16 protein-coding genes and 2 pseudogenes are annotated in these 17,941 nt (G+C 63.3%); 14 read left to right on the top strand and 4 right to left on the bottom strand.

Annotation, left to right across the window (positions count from 1 at the left end):
• Positions 1-395 precede the first annotated feature (395 nt).
• Entirely contained in the window at positions 396-1,034 is a 639-nt protein-coding gene (locus PCO31110_RS08310) for a glutathione S-transferase family protein (protein WP_010806029.1), read from the top strand.
• A gap of 20 nt (positions 1,035-1,054) precedes the next feature.
• On the opposite strand, the gene PCO31110_RS08305 is transcribed toward PCO31110_RS08310, so the two are convergent.
• Together PCO31110_RS08305 and PCO31110_RS08300 are read right to left on the bottom strand one after the other, a co-directional pair.
• Complete coding sequence (locus tag PCO31110_RS08305; protein WP_150690147.1) at positions 1,055-1,531, bottom strand: OsmC family protein; 477 nt, start codon at positions 1,529-1,531, stop codon at positions 1,055-1,057.
• 198 nt (positions 1,532-1,729) lie between these two features.
• On the bottom strand, positions 1,730-2,599 hold the full coding sequence (locus PCO31110_RS08300; protein WP_150690146.1) for an IclR family transcriptional regulator: 870 nt from the start codon (positions 2,597-2,599) through the stop codon (positions 1,730-1,732).
• A gap of 297 nt (positions 2,600-2,896) precedes the next feature.
• On the opposite strand from PCO31110_RS08300, the pseudogene PCO31110_RS08295 reads away from it, so the two are divergent.
• The 10 genes and pseudogenes from PCO31110_RS08295 to PCO31110_RS08255 form a co-directional block, all read left to right on the top strand.
• Positions 2,897-3,623: pseudogene (locus tag PCO31110_RS08295) on the top strand (ABC transporter ATP-binding protein); the annotation flags it as partial.
• 98 nt (positions 3,624-3,721) lie between these two features.
• A pseudogene (locus PCO31110_RS26250) lies at positions 3,722-3,991 on the top strand (TOBE domain-containing protein); the annotation flags it as partial.
• The gene (locus PCO31110_RS08290) at positions 3,984-4,889 is read left to right on the top strand and encodes an ABC transporter permease (protein WP_010806025.1); all 906 of its coding nucleotides are present in this window, start codon (positions 3,984-3,986) and stop codon (positions 4,887-4,889) included. The pseudogene PCO31110_RS26250 and the gene PCO31110_RS08290, both read left to right, overlap by 8 nt.
• A 42-nt stretch (positions 4,890-4,931) precedes the next feature.
• Complete coding sequence (locus PCO31110_RS08285; RefSeq protein ID WP_010806024.1) at positions 4,932-5,726, top strand: ABC transporter permease; 795 nt, start codon at positions 4,932-4,934, stop codon at positions 5,724-5,726.
• A gap of 21 nt (positions 5,727-5,747) precedes the next feature.
• Positions 5,748-6,134, top strand: a complete 387-nt coding sequence (locus PCO31110_RS08280) for a (2Fe-2S)-binding protein (protein WP_150690144.1) — start codon at positions 5,748-5,750, stop codon at positions 6,132-6,134.
• Positions 6,127-7,551 carry an FAD/NAD(P)-dependent oxidoreductase gene (locus tag PCO31110_RS08275; RefSeq protein ID WP_150690143.1) on the top strand — a complete coding sequence of 475 codons (1,425 nt, stop codon included), beginning with the start codon at positions 6,127-6,129 and terminating at the stop codon, positions 7,549-7,551. Before PCO31110_RS08280 ends, PCO31110_RS08275 begins: the two co-directional genes overlap by 8 nt.
• On the top strand, positions 7,544-8,680 hold the full coding sequence (locus tag PCO31110_RS08270) for an NAD(P)/FAD-dependent oxidoreductase (protein ID WP_150690142.1): 1,137 nt from the start codon (positions 7,544-7,546) through the stop codon (positions 8,678-8,680). The genes PCO31110_RS08275 and PCO31110_RS08270 overlap by 8 nt, the downstream gene beginning before the upstream one ends.
• A 79-nt stretch (positions 8,681-8,759) precedes the next feature.
• Complete coding sequence (locus tag PCO31110_RS08265) at positions 8,760-9,806, top strand: ABC transporter substrate-binding protein (RefSeq protein WP_010806020.1); 1,047 nt, start codon at positions 8,760-8,762, stop codon at positions 9,804-9,806.
• 233 nt (positions 9,807-10,039) lie between these two features.
• A complete protein-coding gene (locus PCO31110_RS08260; protein WP_150690141.1) occupies positions 10,040-10,792 on the top strand; it encodes a YoaK family protein in 753 nt (250 codons plus the stop codon).
• Between the two features lie 33 nt (positions 10,793-10,825).
• Positions 10,826-12,403, top strand: a complete 1,578-nt coding sequence (locus PCO31110_RS08255) for a GGDEF domain-containing protein (RefSeq protein WP_150690140.1) — start codon at positions 10,826-10,828, stop codon at positions 12,401-12,403.
• Positions 12,404-12,436: 33 nt separating this feature from the next.
• On the opposite strand, the gene PCO31110_RS08250 is transcribed toward PCO31110_RS08255, so the two are convergent.
• Complete coding sequence (locus PCO31110_RS08250; protein WP_150690139.1) at positions 12,437-13,525, bottom strand: helix-turn-helix transcriptional regulator; 1,089 nt, start codon at positions 13,523-13,525, stop codon at positions 12,437-12,439.
• Between the two features lie 239 nt (positions 13,526-13,764).
• Here PCO31110_RS08250 and PCO31110_RS08245 point away from each other — a divergent pair, with 239 nt between their 5' ends.
• Positions 13,765-14,124 carry a hypothetical protein gene (locus PCO31110_RS08245; protein ID WP_010806016.1) on the top strand — a complete coding sequence of 120 codons (360 nt, stop codon included), beginning with the start codon at positions 13,765-13,767 and terminating at the stop codon, positions 14,122-14,124.
• A gap of 16 nt (positions 14,125-14,140) precedes the next feature.
• Here PCO31110_RS08245 and PCO31110_RS08240 read toward each other — a convergent pair whose 3' ends face one another.
• Positions 14,141-14,386, bottom strand: a complete 246-nt coding sequence (locus PCO31110_RS08240; RefSeq protein ID WP_010806015.1) for a hypothetical protein — start codon at positions 14,384-14,386, stop codon at positions 14,141-14,143.
• Positions 14,387-14,735: 349 nt separating this feature from the next.
• On the opposite strand from PCO31110_RS08240, the gene PCO31110_RS08235 reads away from it, so the two are divergent.
• Together PCO31110_RS08235 and PCO31110_RS08230 are read left to right on the top strand one after the other, a co-directional pair.
• Complete coding sequence (locus PCO31110_RS08235; protein ID WP_150690138.1) at positions 14,736-16,742, top strand: DUF2849 domain-containing protein; 2,007 nt, start codon at positions 14,736-14,738, stop codon at positions 16,740-16,742.
• Positions 16,732-17,205 (top strand): DUF934 domain-containing protein, encoded by a 474-nt coding sequence (locus PCO31110_RS08230; protein ID WP_010806013.1) that lies wholly within the window; start codon positions 16,732-16,734, stop codon positions 17,203-17,205. The genes PCO31110_RS08235 and PCO31110_RS08230 overlap by 11 nt, the downstream gene beginning before the upstream one ends.
• The last annotated feature ends 736 nt before the right edge of the window (positions 17,206-17,941 follow it).

The raw sequence follows: 17,941 nt of genomic DNA, 5'->3' as shown, positions 1-17,941 counted from the left end.
CCGCAGGGTGAACTGCGGGCCGTACAAAACGGCACGGTGCGGGGAGCGCGTGCCGGATCAGATGCCAATGCAGTATTTCATGTGTTCGTCCTAGTCGAGTCCCCATGCTATGCGGGGAAGCGCCTCCTATACTGAGGCGGAACACGCCACGTTGAACCGGCATTTATCGCATCGGAGACACTCGCTGAGTGCATCGCGAACCCAGGGCGCGAAGCAGGTCGATGCGCCGACAAGCGACACGCTCGACGCCGGTGCGGCCGCCCCCCCCGGGAACAATTCGCTCGAGCCCGAGGCGATGAAGTAACATTTTCGATGACGTGACGGCGGCGATCCGGGCGTTTCCGGCCGAACCAGGGCCACCGGCACTTCACGAGACGATGGACTGGAGACACGACATGACGACGGACCGGCGCATTACGTTCTTTCACGCTCCCAATACCCGTTCTTCGGGAGTGCTCGTGCTGCTCGATGAACTGCAGGCGGAGCACGATCTTCAACTGCTGCGCTTCGCGACCGGCGAGCAACGCGGCTCTGAGTACCTCGATCTGAATCCGATGGGGAAGGTGCCGGCGATCCGCCACGGCGATGCGATCGTCACAGAACAGGCGGCCGTCTATATGTATCTCGCCGAACTCTATCCGGAGAAGGGGCTGGCGCCGATGCCGGGCGATCCGCGTCGCGGGCCTTATCTGCGCTGGATGGTCTTCTACGGCTCTTGTGTCGAGCCGGCGGTGGTCGACAAGTCGCTCGGGCGCGAAAGTGCCGAGCGCTCGCGCTCCCCGTATGGCGACTATGATTCGGTTATGTGGACGCTTGAGCGGCATTTGTCGCAGGACGCCGGTCCATGGTGGCTGGGCGAGTCGTTCACGGCGGCCGACGCGTTGTGGGGCAATGCGATGCATTTCCTCACGCAGTTCAAGCTCGTGCCGGAGACGCCGTCCGTAAAGGCGTACGTGGAACGCTTTCGCGCCCGCGAGTCGTTTGCGCGGGCGCAGCAGCGCGATGCGGCGCTGGCCAAGCAGCTTGCGGCTTAATTGAGTCGACGCCGCCTGACTTAGCCCGGCAGAACGTCGATGCGCGGCTCGCAGTCGATGGGGAAGTTGACCGAATTGGCGATGTAACACCTGGCGTGCGCCTCATGATGCAGTTCGGCCGCGAGCGCGGCGTTGCCTCCGGCGCGAATCGTAACGTGCGGGCGCAACAGGATGCGCGTGAAACGGCCTTCCTGCGCCGTGTCGATCATGGTGCCGATCGCATCGTCGACATATCGCTCGACGACCACGCCAGCTTCGGCGCAGAGGTGCAGATACCAGAGCTTGTGACAAGCGCTTGTGGCCGCCACCAGCAGGTCTTCGGGATTCCAGCGCGCGGCGTCGCCGCGAAAGGCGGGATCGGCCGAGCCGGGGATCGTCGGCTTGCCGTCGGCGCGAATCTCGTGATTGCGCCCGTACTCGCGATAGCCTGACGTACCGCTGCCCTGATTGCCGGTCCACTCGACGCCGATCCGGTACTGATGTTCGCCTGATGCCATGTCATGTCTCCGCAAAGGGGTCGGCAGTCAATGAGGTTGTGGGAATTTCCGGGCGCGAGAGTGTTGCCGAACCCCGCCCGCGATTCTCGCAGTTGTGCGTGATCCCGGCTGGCCATTTTCGGCCATCAATAAATGCGACCCGGCCCGGCGATTCACCGGATCGGCGCTACCTGCCCGGTGTGCGCACTCTCGGCGGCGTCAGGCCAGCGGCTCGGTCGTCAGTGCACGTGTGAGGCCGTGCATCGGGCGGCGCATCGCCACATCGAACGGATTGGTTTGCGGGCCGATCAATTCAGCCTGACGCCGAAGCAATTCCACGACCATCGGCAGACGATCCTGAGACAGCCGCGCGGCCAGCGTGCCCACGCTCAGTGCGGCGACGGCATGCCCGGTGCGGTCGAACACAGGAACCGCCACTCCCGCCATGCCATCGAGCACGCCGCTATTGCTGCCGGCATAGCCCAATTGACGTACGCGTTCGATCTCGGTGCGCAGATAGACCTCGTCGAGCACGCCGTAGCCACGTAGCCGCGGCACGTTGAAACGAATGATCTCTTCGCGCTCGGCTTCCGGCAGGAAGGCGAGAATTGCCAGACTCCCCTGACCGACGCCCAGCGCCACGCGTCCGCCGATGTCGCCGGTGAAAGAACGAATGGGGAAGGGGCCTTCGCACATGTCGAGACAGACGGCGTCGAAGCTGCTGCGCACGAGCAAGAAGATGGTGTCGCCGAGGCTCGCGCAAAGGCGCAGCAGCGACGGGCGGCAAAGGGTGCGCATGCCGCTCGGGTTACCGGCCTGCGCGGCCATCGCGAAGAAGTCGATGCTCAGCCGGTAGAGCTTGGACGTTTCGTCCTGCTCCACCACCTGCTCCGCGATGAGCGCGTGCAGAATTCGATGCACCGTCGCTTGACTGAGGCCCACGGCTTTGGCGATGTGGGTAACGCGCTCACCCTCGGGCTTGGCGTCGCCCAGCGCACGGATGACGGCAAAGGTGCGTTGCAAAATGCCCGCGCCAGCGATTTCCAGCGTCGACGACTTCGACGCACGGGGCGAATCGGAGGTGTTCATCAGAGTCTCAAATATTCCGTCAAACGAAATATTAGCGTAACCCGACGTTGCTTGAAAACTGGCTTGCCTAACCGAAACACGAAAAAATACCCACTATTCGCCGTAAGTTAGGGATTATCCCGAGGCGGTGATGCGAAACGAAATCACGTGCCGATCGGTTAAGTATTCCGCCAAACGAAATAATCATAAAATTTATCTCATTTCGCGGAATCGTTATCTTGCGACAGGGAATTTGGCTCGCTACTGTTCGATGCAATTGCATTTCTTGCGGCGTGCACGCGCCCGAAGGTAGTGACCATGTCTTTCCTGACCTTGACGGATGTATCCAAAACGTTTGGCGAGTTGAGCGCTGTCTCGAACGTCAATCTCTCGGTGGAAAAGGGCGAGTTCGTCTCGCTGCTCGGCCCTTCGGGCTGCGGCAAGACCACCACGTTGCAGATGATCGCGGGCTTTGTCGAAACCACGACCGGGCGCATTACGCTCGACGGGCGCGACATTACGCACATGCGCCCTAACAAGCGCGGACTCGGCATCGTGTTCCAGAGCTACGCGCTGTTTCCGCACATGACGGTGGCGGACAACGTCGGCTTCGGTCTCGAGATGCGAGGTGTGGACAAGGCCGAGCGTCGGGAACGGGTTCGCGAGGCGCTCGCCCTTGTGCGCCTGGACACCCTCGGTCATCGCTTTCCACGCGAACTCTCCGGCGGTCAGCGTCAGCGCGTGGCGATCGCCCGCGCGGTCGTGATCGCGCCGCCCGTACTACTGCTCGACGAGCCGATGTCCAACCTCGACGCCAAGTTGCGCGAAGACATGCAGTTCGAGTTGCGCTCGATCCAGCGCAAGATCGGCACGACCACCATCATGGTCACGCACGACCAGTCAGAAGCGCTGTCGATCAGCGATCGCGTGGTGGTGATGGAAGCCGGGCGCATCACGCAGGTCGACACGCCGTACCGCGCATACGAGCGTCCGGAAACGCCGTTCGTCTCGCAATTCATCGGCAAGGCCAACATGCTGGCCGGGCGTGTGACCGCGCGAGACGATGAACATCTGCATATCGAACTGGGCGCGCAACTCATGCAGCGTGCATCGCTGGCGGATCTCTCGGTCCAGGATCGCGGCATGGCGGTGGGCGACGCCATCACCATGTGCTTGCGCCCGGAAAAGGTGCGTTTGTGCGCGCCATCGGCGGGCCGTCTGCCGGCCACGGTCACGAGCCGCTTCTTCCTCGGCAGCCAGTGGTTGTACCGCGTAGACAGCGCGCTGGGCGAAGTGCTCGTGTGTTGCCAGAACGAAGGCGGCGAGCCGCTGGGCGAAGGTGCGCCGGTTGGTCTGGACTGGCAGGCGGAAGCGGTTCGCTTCGTCTGTGCGGGAGCGCGCGCGAATGGCTGAGACGCTGCAAGTGCCGCGCGCCGACGCCGCGCCCGCCACGCGTGCCCCCTGGCATGCGTTTCTGCCCATGTGGGTCATGAGTGCCCCGGCCATGCTGTTGTTCGTGGCGCTGGTGCTCATCCCGCTGCTCATGACGTTTGCGCTCACCTTCTATCAGTTCGATCCGGCGAGCGGCCCGATTGCCGCGTTCCAGTTCGAGAACTACAAGGAAGTGCTGTTCGACTCGTACTTCCACACGATCTTCGTGCGCACGTTCGGCATCTCGCTGACGGTCACCGCGGTGTGCGCGGTGGTAGGCACGTTCGAAGCCTATGTGCTCTCGCGCATGGGAGACCCGTGGCGCTCGCTTTTCTTGCTGGTGATCCTCTCGCCGCTACTCGTGTCGATCGTGGTGCGCGCATTTGGCTGGAGCATGCTGCTCAGCTCCGGTGGCCTGATCAATCAGGCGTTCGGTCTGCTCGGTATGGGGCCGTACAAGATGGAGTACACCAACTTCGCGATCGTCGTCGCACTCGTGCACGTGATGCTGCCGTTCATGGTCATTCCGGTCTGGACATCGCTGCAACGCCTCGATCCGCAGACGGAGAACGCCGCGCTGTCGCTGATGGCCTCGCCTGCGACCACCCTGCGCCGCATCGTGCTGCCGCAACTGGTGCCGGGCATTCTGTCGGGCAGTCTGATGGTGTTCGGTCTGTCGGCCAGCGCGTTTGCGATCCCGAGTCTGCTGGGCGGACGCCGCCTCAAGGTTGCCGCCACTGCCGTGTACGACCAGTTCCTGAGTTCGCTGAACTGGCCGCTGGGCGCGACCATCGCCGTGCTGCTGCTCGCGGCGAACCTGATCGTGATGCTGACGTACTACCGCCTGCTCGAGCGCCGCTATTCGCGCAGCATGGGTTAAGGCCAGGGCACGTCTCCCGCAGAACAGAACCTATTCGCCATTATGCGTAAAAACAGTCCTCTGGCGCTTGCGTTCCATACGCTCGTCATCCTCTTCGTCCTCGCGCCGATGATCATCGTCGTGCTGGTCGCGTTCACGCCGGAACAAACGCTCTCGCTGCCTACGCGCGGCGTGTCGCTGCGCTGGTTCCGCGCGATTCTCGACTATCCCGATTTCATCGCGTCGTTCTTCACCAGCCTGAAGCTGGCGGTCCTCTCGGCCACGCTCTCGCTGGTGATCGCGCTGCCTGCGGCACTGGCCATCGGCCGATCGCGCTTTCCGGGGCGTAACTTCCTCAACGGCCTGCTGCTCTCGCCGCTGGTGATTCCGGGCCTTGTACTCGGCATCGCACTGCTGCGTTTCTTCGCGATGCTCGGCATGACCGGCTCGTTTGTGTCGCTGACCTTTGCACACATGATCGTCGTGACGCCGTTCATCATGCGCCTCGTGCTGGCGTCGATCAGCGGGCTCGACCGCAGCGTCGAACACGCGGCGGCGTCGCTGGGCGCAGGTGCATGGACGACCTTCCGGCGCGTGACCATGCCGATGATTCTGCCGGGCATTACCGGCGGCTGGCTGCTCGCGTTCATCAACAGCTTCGACGAACTGACGATGTCCGTCTTCCTCACGGCGCCGCAAACGGTCACGCTGCCCGTGCGCATGTACATGTACGCGACCGAGTCGATCGATCCGATGATGGCGTCCGTCTCGGCGCTGGTCATTGCCGTGACACTGGGCGCGATGCTGCTGCTCGACCGTGTCTACGGCCTGAACCGCATCCTGATCGGCCAGCATTGAACGCGCGCTAAGCAGATTCTCATGACCCGCTCTTTTCATTCTTCGCCAGACTCACGCGCGCCTGGTCATTCGCAACTGACCCGTCTTGCCGAAACGTCGCGCTCGCCTGTCACGTTCTATCTTGACGGCGAGCCAGTGCAGGCGCTTGCGGGCGATACCCTGCTCACGGCCATCCTCACGCATCAGCGTCATGTGCGCATCAGCGAATTCAGCGGCACGCCACGCGCAGGCTTTTGCCTGATCGGCGCGTGCCAGGACTGTTGGGTGCGTTGCGAATCCGTGCCTGTCGCAGGGGGCAACGCGCAGCTTTCGCGTCTGCGCGCCTGCACAACGCCGGTACACGAGGGCATGCGTATTCTGACCCGCGCGACCGAAGCCAATGCGGTGCACGGAGGCTCGCATGACTGAGCGTTCCGAGATCGTCATCGTGGGCGCAGGCCCTGCCGGCATACGTGCAGCGCAGACGCTCGTGGCGGCCGGTCTGCATCCCATCGTGCTCGACGAGAACATTCGCTGGGGCGGGCAGATTTACCGGCAACCCCCGGCGGGGGCGGGGTTCACGCGAACCAAGCAGGCGCTGTACGGCTTCGAGGCCGCCAAGGCCGACGCCATCCACAACACAATGGCGGCGCTGTTGCCGCAGATCGACTATCGACCCGAGACACTGGTCTGGGCCTGCGATCCGAAGCAACTCCACACAATGCACGGCGGCCGCGAAAAGCCGGTGCCGTTCACGCATCTGATCGTTGCGAGCGGCGCGACCGATCGCGTGCTGCCGTTGCCGGGCTGGACGTTGCCGGGCGTGTACACGCTGGGCGGCGCGCAAGTGGCGCTCAAGGCGCAGGGCTGTGCCATTGGCGATCGCGTGGTGTTCGCGGGCACCGGGCCACTGCTGTATCTCGCGGCGTACCAATATGCGAGGGCCGGTGCGAACGTGGTGGCCGTGCTCGACACTAGCGCGTTCGCCAGCCAGGTCAAGGCCACGCCACGCCTGCTGAATCAGCCGGCCACCTTCGCCAAGGGCCTCTATTACGTGGGATGGCTGCGTGCGCACGGTATCCGCATCGAACAGGGTGTGACGCTCGAAGGGGTTGACGGCACGGCGGGGGTGCGGGCGATTCGCTGGCGGCGCGACGGCCGCGAACACACGCTCGAATGCAGCGCGGTCGGATTGGGCTTTGGCCTGCGCCCCGAGACGCAGCTGGCCGATCTGGCCGGTTGCCGTTTCGTTTTCGACGAACTCAATCGATGCTGGCTGCCCGAGCGTGACGCGGCTGGCCGCAGTTCGCAACCGGGCATCTATCTGGCAGGCGATGGCGCGGGTATTGCCGGCGCAGACGCGGCCGAACTCGCGGGCCGCCGCGCGGCACTGGCCTTGCTCGAGGATCTCGGGATCGCGTCGCCGGTGACTCCCGACGCCCCCGATGCAGCCGTCATCGAACGCAAGCTTGCCGGTATTCGCCGCTTTCGCGAGGGGATCGAGCAAGCGTTCGCAATGCCGGAAGATCCGTCGGTGCATTGGCCCGACGACATGCTCGTTTGCCGTTGCGAAGAAGTCGATGCACGCACGTTGCGCGATTGCGTGCGCCATGACGGCGTTACCGAAATCAACCGGCTCAAGGCGCTCACGCGGGTGGGCATGGGGCGCTGTCAGGGCCGTATGTGCGGCGAGGCGGCGTGCCATCTGCTGGCGCAGGCGAGCGGGCAGACGCTTGCACAAGTGGGGCGTCTGCGCGCGCAGGCCCCGATCAAACCGATTCCGATTGCACGGATGCTGTTCGACGAGAACGTTGCGGCCATCCCCGAGGAGGCGCGCGATGAGTGAGACCTTGCATTACGACGTCGTCGTCGCCGGTGGCGGGTTGGTGGGGGCATCGGCCGCGCGAGCGCTGGCCGAGCGCGGTTTGCGCGTTGCGCTGTTCGAGCGGCGCTATTGCGGCGCGCAGGCCAGCGGCGTGAACTACGGCGGCGTGCGCTGTCAGGGGCGTCCGGAAGAACAACTGCCGCTCGCGATGCGCGCGCGCCGGATTTGGGATCGTCTGCCTGAGCTGATCGGCATCGACGGCGAATTCGTGCGTTCGGGCCATCTGCGTCTTGCCCGTCGCGAGAGCGATCTGGCGCCGCTCGACGCGTGGTCGGAAATGGCGAGCCGTTACGGTCTGGCCACAACCGTATTGCGGGGTGCCGAGTTTCGCCGGCGCTTTCCGTGGCTGGGCGACGGTGCGATCGGCGGCTCGCTGTGCATGAGCGATGGGCATGCGAATCCGCGTCTGGTGTCGCCGGCCTTTGCGCGTGCGGCCCGTGCGCTGGGCGCCGACGTGCGTGAGCGCACCCCGATCACGTCGGTGGTTCACGATGGCGTGCGCTTCCAGCTCACGGCCCAACCCGCGCAAGGTGACGCGTTGCATGTGTGCGCCGACTGGCTGCTCAACACTTCCGGTGCCTGGGCGAATCATATTGCCGGCACGTTCGGCGAGCACGTGCCGATGCATGCCATCTATCCGAACATGTGGGTGACCGAACCGCTGCCGAAGTTCGTCGCCCACAATCTCGGGGTGTACGGCGGCGGGGTATACGCGCGTCAGGTCGAGCGCGGCAACTGCATCATCGGTGGCGGACGCGGCACCGGCGACGGCGAATACGCCCAGCCGTCGGCCGACACCACGCGCGCGGTGATGCGCGAGGCCTGCGCGTTGCTGCCGGGGCTGCGCAACGCGTTGCTGATTCGCACATGGAGCGGTGTGGAGGGCGAGACGCCCGACAACAACCCAATCATCGGCATGAGCCGCACGACACCGCGTCTCGTGCACGCCTTCGGCTTCTCGGGCGGTGGTTTCCTGCTGGCCCCCGGCGTTGGCGAAGTCCTCGCCGATCTGGTCGCGAGCGGTGAGACGGCAACACCCATCGAGGCATTTGCCGTCGACCGGTTCGCACCGGTCACGGCCGAGGCATGACACGCAAACGAATCCCGTACGTTCAGAGTCCGTCCCAAAAACTACATTCCTTACCCCTGGAAACGCAAGGAGAACCACGATGAAGCTATCCCGAAAGGTCGTCATGTGCGCTGCGGCGCTGGCATTGGGCGCGAGCAGCGCGGCCTGGTCGCAGACCAAAACGCTCTACATCGGCATGAATGGCGGCCCGATGGAAAAGGCTTACACGAGCCAGGTTTTCCCGGCGTTCGAGAAGGCCAACAACGTGAAGGTCGTGGTCGTGCCGGGCACGTCGTCCGACGTGCTGGCCAAACTGCTCGCCAACCGTAACAGCCCGCAGATGCATGTCGTGTTTCTGGACGACGGCGTGATGGCGCGCGCGATCAGCATGGGCGTATGCCAGAAGCTCGACGATTCGCCTGTGCTCAAGGAACTGATGCCGTCTGCCCGCGTGAAGGACGACATGGGCGCCGGCGTGCAACTGGGCATGACCGGTATCGGCTACAACACCAAGCTCTTCAAGGACAAGGGCTGGGCCGCGCCGACGTCGTGGAGCGACTTCGCCGATCCGAAGTACAAGGGCAAGGTTGTGTTCCAGTCGGCATCGAGCAGCACGTTCGGTCTGCACGCCTTCCTCGCGCTGAACCGCATCTGGGGCGGCAGCGAGACGAACGTCGAGCCGGGTTTCACCAAGTGGGCCACAACCGTGGGGCCGAACGTTGTCGAGTACATCCCGAACTCGGCCAAGCTCTCGGAGATGATCCAGACCGGCGAAGCGGCCATCTTCCCGCTGACCCCGACGGCCGTGAGCGACTTGCAGGACAAGGGCATTCAGGCGGGGTACGTCGCGCCCAAGGAAGGTGCGGTGCAGTTGCTTGTCGACCTGTGCGTGGTGAAAAACAGCCCGGACAACGCCATGGCGCAGAAGCTCGCGCAGTACCTGCTGTCGGCTAAGGGCCAGTCGCTGGCGGCCGCTGCCGGTGCCTACATTCCGACCAACACGCAAGCGAGCGTGCCGCCCGCGATGCAGAAGCGTCTGGGCAAGATCGACGATCTGGTCAAGCACCTCAAGACCGTGGATTGGGACGCCATCAATCAGCGTCGCGCGCAGTGGGATCAGCGCTGGAACCGTCAGATCGAGCAGTAATCTCGACGCGGTTGCCTCGTGCGGGCGTGTCAGTCGCCTCGACAATGAAGAACGCCGGGCCTGTGGCCCGGCGTTTTTTTTCGTCCCGATTTCTCACGCAGGCAATAGCACTCGATCCCGTTTCCTTTCCCTTCATAGGGCATGGGCCGCGCACGGGGGCGCGATATAGCCGTTGATATAGCGTCAACGCGCATTAGAATACCGCTTGTGCCCAGCTTTTGAACTCATGCGCGATGCCGATCAACTACCTACGTGGATTCACCCAGCCAGTACGCACGGAAGCGGCGAACCGGCGTCTGGGCTGCTCGCTCGCGTTCGTGGCCGGCGCGGCGAATGCGGGCGGTTTCCTCGCTGTCGGGATGTACACGTCGCATATGTCGGGCATTGTCGCGGCGCTCTCCGACAATCTCGCGCTCGGGCAACTCGTGCTCGTGCTTTCCGGTTTGAGCGCCTTGATGTCGTTCCTGCTGGGTGCCGTGACCTCGACCGTGCTGGTTCATTGGGGACGGCGCCACCATACGCATAGCGAATACGCCGCACCGCTGATGTTTGAAGCGGTGCTGCTGCTGACGTTCGGTGCGATGGGCGCCAATCTCGAACACCACCGCGTGCTGTACGTGCCGGCCACCGTGAGCTTGCTGTGCTATGTCATGGGGTTGCAAAACGCCATCATCACCAAGATTTCCCGGGCCGAGATTCGAACGACGCATGTCACGGGGCTGGTGACCGACATCGGTATCGAGCTGGGTAAGCTGGGCTACTGGAACCGGCCCGGTGTCGCGCGCGAGCTGCCGCGCGTGATGGGGGACCGGCAGAAGCTGCGTTTGCTCTGTTCGTTGCTGGGTATGTTCTTCCTGGGCGGGCTGGCAGGCGCGCTCGGCTTCAAGTATCTCGGTTTCTCGGCGACCATTCCGCTTGCATTGGTGCTCGTTACGCTGGCCATCGTGCCGTTGCTCGACGACATTGCACGACGACATCCTCACTGACCTCAGCGCTCGCATTCCATCAGGCCAATAACTATGACTACACGCTTGAGTGTGCCCGGTCTGCGGACGTGGGTTGGACGCCGGCGACGCGCCCTGTTCGACAAATTTGACGACTATCCATCGATGGTCGGCATCGTGGGCACCGTCATTGCGCTGGCGATTCTGATCGGGGTGGCGATGCTATTGCGCGCCGACCGGCAAGCCCGCTACGACCACGCGCTCGAGCGGGCCCAGAGTGTGGCGTCTGTCGTGGCGGTGAGTCTGGGCGGAAATATTGCGATCTACGACACGCTGCTCAAGGACATGGTGCGCGAGGCCGAGGATTCGCAGTTGCCGCTTTTTCCCGAGCGGGTGCGCGACCGGGTGCGTTTCGGGCAGACGCTGAGCCGCGACTTTCTCTATGACGCGTATGTCGTGAACAAGTCAGGGCGGATTGCTGCGCCGCTCGATCCCGTTCACGACAAGACGGTGAATGTGGCCGACCGCGATTATTTCCGCTCCCATGAAGCGAATCCGTCACTGGGACTCTATATCTCGCAACCTTACGCGTCGCGAACGCATGGCGGCGTGCTGTCGGTGGCGCTCACCCGCCGCATTTCCGCTGAGGATCGTTCGTTTGCCGGTGTGGCGGTCATCGCGTTGCGGCTTGATCGGCTGGGCGCGCAGGCGAACGTCAGCGATTCGTCCGACCTGAAGAGCATCGACGTCGTGGAGGAGAAGGGCACCGTGCTGGCGTGCAGCCCGTGCGAGCGAGCCAGGCCGGGAACGCTCGTCAATCTGCCGGGAAATGCGACGCGCGAGCAGAATCTGACGGCGGCACTCTCGTTTCCCGAGGGCGCGCGCGCCACGGACTACCGGTCGGTACGTGTGCCGGGCGCATCGATGTATGTGGTGGTGACACCGTCGACGCGGGCGCTCGAGCGTGAGTGGCGCCGTCACGCCCTGATATTCGGCTCGATAGCGACTATCTGTGCGGCAACTCTCATCGCAGGCTCGTGGTTGCTCGTTGCGGCGATTCGCACGCGCGCGAGCACGGCGGCACGGCTCGTGAACCTGTCCGTGACCGATGGCCTGACGGGGCTGAGCAACCGGCGTGCACTCGACGCCAAGCTCGCACGCGAGTGGCGACGCGCAAAACGCTCGGGCAGTCCGTTCTCCGTCCTGTTCGTGGACATCGATCATTTCAAGCACTTGAACGACGAGTACGGCCATTCGTTTGGCGACAGCGTATTGCGCGCCGTCGCGAAGAACATCGGCGGCCACATACGACGCGAAGCCGATATGGTGGCGCGATACGGAGGCGAGGAGTTCGCGGTGGTCTTGCCCGATACGGATGCCGCAGGCGCGGCTGCTGTGGCCGAGCAGGTTCGCCGCGACGTGGAGCGTCTGCACATTGCCCATGTGGGCAGCGCAGCGGGCCAGATCACGGTGAGCGTTGGTGCGGCGACGGGTGTCGCGGGCGCATGCGACAGCGCCGATGCTGTGCTGAAGGCGGCCGACGAGCAGCTTTTCATCGCGAAGCAAAGCGGCCGCAATCGTGTCAGCACCATCGTGCTGCGCGAGCCGGACCTTTCCGGTGACGAGGTGGGGAAGGCGGGCGACGTGTCGTAAAGGGGTGCGCCGAGGCGTGCACCGCCCCGGTGCCTACGGCACCAGCATGGTAGCAAGTCGCAGCAGTTCCCCCTGACGATGGCAGCCCGTCTTGCGCAGAATGGCCGATAGCTGGGTGCGCAGCGTGCTGGTGCCCAGGCCCAGCACCTCGCTGCATTCGCCGATCGTCAATCCCGCGACAAGATGATGGAAGAGGCGGGCTTCGGCTTGCGTCAGCGAAAAATGCTGGCGCAGAGCGGTTTCGCCTGGAACATTGAAGATGCTGCGCCGTTCGATGCGCACACCGACTGCTGCGCGCAATCCGTGATTCATCTGACGGCCAAGCGGGCGCAACGTCGTCCGGTAGGCATGTCCCCACGAGTCGGGCAGGACCAGCGACGCGGGTTGTCGGCTGACGCTGACCTGCCGGAGAGAATTCATCAACCGGTTTTGCCATTCGGGCTGGCGATGCACGAGGCGGCGCTGCTTGAGCATGAGCTGGCTGTCATTGCCGCCCAGCAGTATGTCGAGCCCCGGTGCACATTCCAGCACCCATCCGTCGGGCGATGCAATGAGAAAGCCCTCGAGGGTGGGATCGAGCATCTGGCTGAGTGCGTCGAGGCTCGCCCGGGCGGCCGCCCGCCGGGCCGCGAAGGCCGCGGCAAGCTGGCGTTCGTACGCCGCGATCTTCGCAGTGTTAGCGAAGGTCGGCTCGACGACATGCGTGCGCTGGATGCTCAGGGCAGTGAGGGTATCGTCGTCATTGCAGATCACGACGCCGACCAACTGTTGGAGTTGATTTGGCCGCATGAACTCGTTCCAGAACACGCGGTCGTTTTGTGATTCGTGTTTGAGCGCGATGGACGAGTCGAACCAGGTGCCGGCCGGGGCGTCCCAGAAGCGGCGGGTAGAATCGTCGTATTGGTAGTAAAGCTGAGCGTATTCCTCGATCAACCGGGCTTCGTGCCCGGACTGTTCGACGAAGCGAACCGAGCGGCTTTGTTTGTCATGACACAGGAATGTGGCGGCGTCCGCGCCGAGAAACTCGCGTGCAGTGTGCACGACATCGAGCCAGTCTGCGCCTCCGGCGCCGACCGCCCGGACCGCATCCGATGCCCGCCGAAAACTGACGTCGTTCGACATGAGATTCCCCCGTGGTCACGGTATTTCTGCCGAGCCTGAGGCTCGATTTTTGCGAAGTGTAGCAGAATGGGCTGTCGAAATTGAGAGGGGCGTCAACTGTGATTTATGCAGGCGACAAGGTGTCTCGTCGCTGCGACAATGCAGCCATATCGGGAAGGCGGAATGTGATCGGGAAGCCTCGATGCAGGCGCGTCCCGGAACAGATCCAAGACATCCAACACGTCAAACGGGGGGTAACCATGCGCCATCGCCAATTCATTGCCGCCTGCCTGTGTCTGGCGGGGGCCCTGATGTTTGGTGAAGCGAACGCACAGTCATATCTGGGCGCCGGAGATCTCGGCAGCATACGGCAGACGAATCAGACGCCGGCTGTCAGTCCGGCAGTGTCGGCGCTGGGCGGCCGCAGAGACAGTGTGATGGACGCTCAGAGTGCCAGCGCGACCATCAATCGCACGGCAAGCGAGCGTAACGGTCCGGCCACTGGCCCGAGCCAACAGGAACTGGAGGCGACGACCCGTGCGCTCGATACGCGAAATCTCCAGCATCCGCGTCAGACGCGTTCGTTCGATAGTCTCCCGCCGTTGTCGCGGCCGGAGTGATCGGGCAGGGACGCGCTTACTCCGCCATGGCGGGAATGGCGCCTTCCTGAAACAGGATGCGTGGCGCGTCCATCGTGCCGTCTTCTTCATCGACCAGCACTTCGTAGGCGGCGATGCCGGCGAACCCGGACGCCATCGATTGCGCAATACGCACCGCGCCGAACTCGGTGCTCGCCTGGCGCAACTCGCCGGGCTGAAGTACGCCATCCTTGTTCTTACGGTAGGGCACGACGATGAACTTGATGGATTTGGCGTCGCTCATGGTGTCACTCGCGATGAAGTTGTGATGATTGGAAATGTAGCATGACTACTGTATAAAAATACAGGTATTTTTGCGGCAAATTGGATGCCATGAAATCGCGTTATCGCGTCGATACGGGCATGGCTTGAAGCTGACGCGCGAATCCGTGCGGCCAGGATGGTGTGCCCGCGGTACTTCCGTCCCATCGGCCGAATCGACGGCTGGGCGCTGTCTGGCGGGGCTGTGCAGCCCAAACAACGTCACGTAATGAGTAAATAACTACTAAATGGTCGTATATTCCCGTGCCTCTTGATAGCCTGCCGGTCGACTCGCGACTTGCGACCAAAACTAAAAGCATTGAGAGCGTGGAATGAATGCAGGCAACCTGATTTCGGCAAACCGGCTGCACGATGGCTTGGTCGTGTGGCTGGACAAGCAATACAACTGGGTGGATGACCTGACGCAGGCACACGTGTTCGACGCGCAGGAACTCGACCAGGCCCAGGCGGCTGCGCAGGAGGCACAGGCGGCCAATCTGATCGTCGATCCCGTGCCGCGCGCGGCGGAGGTGGGCGAGGCCGGCCCCGTCCCGGTGGATTTTCGTGAGCAACTGCGCTCGCGTGGGCCGTCGGTTCGCGAAGACCTTGGCAAGCAGGCGGGGGAAGACACGGTGCAAGCGGCGCTGGCGCACGCCCCCGCGTTGACCGTGGCGCCGGAACATGCCGGCATCTATCGTTATGACCCCTCCGAGCGCGAGTTCCTCAAGGACCGCGCCAAAGCGTTCGGCCAGCAGGTTGCCCGGCGTCTGAGCGGTGAACTTAGCGAAGACGCATTCAAGGTCTATCGCCTGATGAACGGCCTGTACCTGCAATTGCATGGCTACATGCTGCGCGTTGCCATTCCGTACGGAACGTTGAGCGCGATCCAGTTGCGCCAGCTCGCCTATGTGGCGAACCGTTTCGACAAGGGGTACGGCCACTTCACGACGCGCCAGAATCTTCAGTTCAATTGGCCGACGCTCACGGATTCGCCCGAGATCCTGTCGAAGCTCGCCGACGTCGATCTGCACGCCATTCAGACGAGCGGCAACTGCATTCGCAACGTGACGACCGATCAATTCGCCGGCGCGGCGAAGGACGAAGTCGTCGACCCGCGCGTGTATGCAGAGATCCTGCGTCAGTGGTCGACGGACCATCCCGAATTCACGTATCTGCCGCGTAAGTTCAAGATCGCGATCACGGGCGGTCAGACCGATCGCGCTGCCGTGCGTTTTCACGACATCGGCATTCTCGCGCGGACGAACGAACGCGGCGAAGTGGGCTTTCAGATTTACGCGGGCGGTGGCCTGGGACGCACCCCCATCGTGGGCACGCTCGTGCGCGAGTGGTTACCTGAGGCTGACCTGCTGCGTTTTGTCGAGGCCATTCTGCGCGTGTACAACGCGCTGGGGCGTCGCGACAACATCTACAAGGCTCGCATCAAGATCCTCATCAAGGAGATGCAGCCCGCGAAGTTCATCGAGATGATCGAGGAAGAGTTCGCACGCATCGCACTCTCGCATCGCCCGCTCAGCGACGAAGTCGTCGCAGCGATTCGCGGCCGTTTCATCGTGCCCGAGTTCGAAACGCTGCCCGAGACATCGAACGCGTTTGCACAAGCCTACGAGCGCGACATCGAATTCCGTCGCTGGGTCGACACTTGCACGCACGAGCACAAGGTGCCGGGCTACATCAGTGCGGTCGTCTCGCTCAAGCCGGCGAGCGGCATCCCGGGTGACGCCAGTTCGGCAGAAATGCTGTTGCTGGCGGAACTGGCAGAGCGCTATTCGTTCAACGAGCTACGTGTGACGCACGAACAGAATCTGGTGCTGCCACATGTCAAGCGCGACGAACTGCATGCGCTGTGGACGCGTCTGAAAGCAGGCGGACTGGCCACGGCCAACATCGGGCTGATTTCAGACGCCATCGCGTGCCCTGGCCTGGACTATTGCGCGCTGGCCAACGCGCGCTCGGTGCCGGTCGCGCAACGTATCGCGCTGCGATTCACGGAAGAGCAGCAGCGCGATATCGGTCCGGTGACACTCAACGTGTCCGGTTGCATCAACGCTTGCGCGCATCACCACGTCGCGCATATCGGCATTCTGGGTGTCGACAAGGCGGGCAAGGAAAACTATCAGATCACGCTGGGCGGATCAGCCGATGAGAACGCTGCGGTCGGCAAGATTCTCGGTCCGGGCGTGACATACGAGGCTGTGCCCCAGGTGATTGAGAACATTCTCGGTCGTTATCTTTCGTTGCGCCACGAGGGGGAGCGCTTCATCGATACGCTCGGACGCGTCGGGGCAGAAGAATTCAAGGGAGCTTTGCATGTTGATTGATCGAAACGGACTACCTGCCGCAGACGTTTGGACTTATCGCGGCGCGGACGAGCCGGTCACCACGCAGACGCGCAGCAAGGACGTGTTGCCGCTCGACGCATGGCTTGCCGCGAACGAACAGGGCGCGGCACCGGCCGGTATCCGTGTGCAGGGCCACGACGATCCGGCGCGCATTGCGGCCCTGTTGCCACAACTCGAACTCATCGTGATCGAGTTTCCGAAGTCGCGCGATGGACGGGGTTTCACGCTGGCGAAATTCCTGCGCGAGAAGTGGCATTTCGAAGGCGGGATTCGGGCGGCCGGCCCGTTGCTGCCGGATCAACTGGCGATGTTGTGGGCGTGCGGCTTCGACAGCTTGCTCTCGCCTACGGACGTACCGACGTCGCGCTGGCACGAGGCGGCGCTGGCGGCGCAAGGTCGCGCCACGCGGCCCCGCACATTGCTCGAACGCCTGACCGCCTGAGATCCTTCTGATAGTTCCGCGACCGGTGTCTTCCGGTCGCGTCTGCTCCGCCGGGGCCTTCCCTCGCGGGATCGCGCCTGTCGTGCAGGCAATTGGTTAGCGTTGCCTGCCACGACGAGCACCAAGTCAGACAGGTCAGCGAGATGGGGGCCGATCGGCTGACCATTTCACCCGTCCTTCCGACCACGCTCCATACCACGTCAGTCCCTCTCGGCTGATCGCACTTATCGGAACAAGATCGCTAGTGTTAGCTAGGGGCGACTAACCGGCGATGAGCGACAAGCCATAGTGGAGAAGCGCTGTTGCGCCTTTGACAATTCCGACTATTGCACCGGTTGCGACGGCGCACTTTGTGCCCAGATAAGCGAACGCTGCGAAAGGCATGATGTACCTCCAGATCTGGAGACGTGCTGTTGAAGAAAGTTGCTTTTGACTTGAGGCCAGAATAGCGACGTTCCAACTCACGGTCACCTGAGATAAATCGCAGTTTCAGTCGCGTGGCTTATCCCGCCACCAGTCCGTATCTTCTCCAGCAGGCGGCAGGTAGCCGATGGTCCTTTTGCAGATATAGAATTGGGCAAACGACACGGGGAGAAGCGGTATGCGGAGGCTCATCGGGGGACTGCCGATGGTTGCGCCGGTCGCGGTGCTGCTTCGCCACTACGTCACGCGCCACAACACACAGGTTCGCATGCCTCCCGGACGTCCTGCCCGAACAGGATTGCCCAAAGCTGCT

Origin of the sequence: Pandoraea communis, from assembly GCF_902459745.1 — a bacterium.
GTDB classification, from domain to species: Bacteria; Pseudomonadota; Gammaproteobacteria; order Burkholderiales; family Burkholderiaceae; genus Pandoraea; species Pandoraea communis.
This window is presented reverse-complemented; position numbering and strand designations above follow the sequence as displayed.

Coding starts and splice junctions, on each gene's coding strand:
- PCO31110_RS08310 (WP_010806029.1), top strand. CDS start 396: ATGACGACGGACCGGCGCATTACGTTCTTTCACGCTCCCAATACCCGT.
- PCO31110_RS08305 (WP_150690147.1), bottom strand. CDS start 1,531: ATGGCATCAGGCGAACATCAGTACCGGATCGGCGTCGAGTGGACCGGC.
- PCO31110_RS08300 (WP_150690146.1), bottom strand. CDS start 2,599: ATGAACACCTCCGATTCGCCCCGTGCGTCGAAGTCGTCGACGCTGGAA.
- PCO31110_RS08290 (WP_010806025.1), top strand. CDS start 3,984: ATGGCTGAGACGCTGCAAGTGCCGCGCGCCGACGCCGCGCCCGCCACG.
- PCO31110_RS08285 (WP_010806024.1), top strand. CDS start 4,932: ATGCGTAAAAACAGTCCTCTGGCGCTTGCGTTCCATACGCTCGTCATC.
- PCO31110_RS08280 (WP_150690144.1), top strand. CDS start 5,748: ATGACCCGCTCTTTTCATTCTTCGCCAGACTCACGCGCGCCTGGTCAT.
- PCO31110_RS08275 (WP_150690143.1), top strand. CDS start 6,127: ATGACTGAGCGTTCCGAGATCGTCATCGTGGGCGCAGGCCCTGCCGGC.
- PCO31110_RS08270 (WP_150690142.1), top strand. CDS start 7,544: ATGAGTGAGACCTTGCATTACGACGTCGTCGTCGCCGGTGGCGGGTTG.
- PCO31110_RS08265 (WP_010806020.1), top strand. CDS start 8,760: ATGAAGCTATCCCGAAAGGTCGTCATGTGCGCTGCGGCGCTGGCATTG.
- PCO31110_RS08260 (WP_150690141.1), top strand. CDS start 10,040: ATGCCGATCAACTACCTACGTGGATTCACCCAGCCAGTACGCACGGAA.
- PCO31110_RS08255 (WP_150690140.1), top strand. CDS start 10,826: ATGACTACACGCTTGAGTGTGCCCGGTCTGCGGACGTGGGTTGGACGC.
- PCO31110_RS08250 (WP_150690139.1), bottom strand. CDS start 13,525: ATGTCGAACGACGTCAGTTTTCGGCGGGCATCGGATGCGGTCCGGGCG.
- PCO31110_RS08245 (WP_010806016.1), top strand. CDS start 13,765: ATGCGCCATCGCCAATTCATTGCCGCCTGCCTGTGTCTGGCGGGGGCC.
- PCO31110_RS08240 (WP_010806015.1), bottom strand. CDS start 14,386: ATGAGCGACGCCAAATCCATCAAGTTCATCGTCGTGCCCTACCGTAAG.
- PCO31110_RS08235 (WP_150690138.1), top strand. CDS start 14,736: ATGAATGCAGGCAACCTGATTTCGGCAAACCGGCTGCACGATGGCTTG.
- PCO31110_RS08230 (WP_010806013.1), top strand. CDS start 16,732: ATGTTGATTGATCGAAACGGACTACCTGCCGCAGACGTTTGGACTTAT.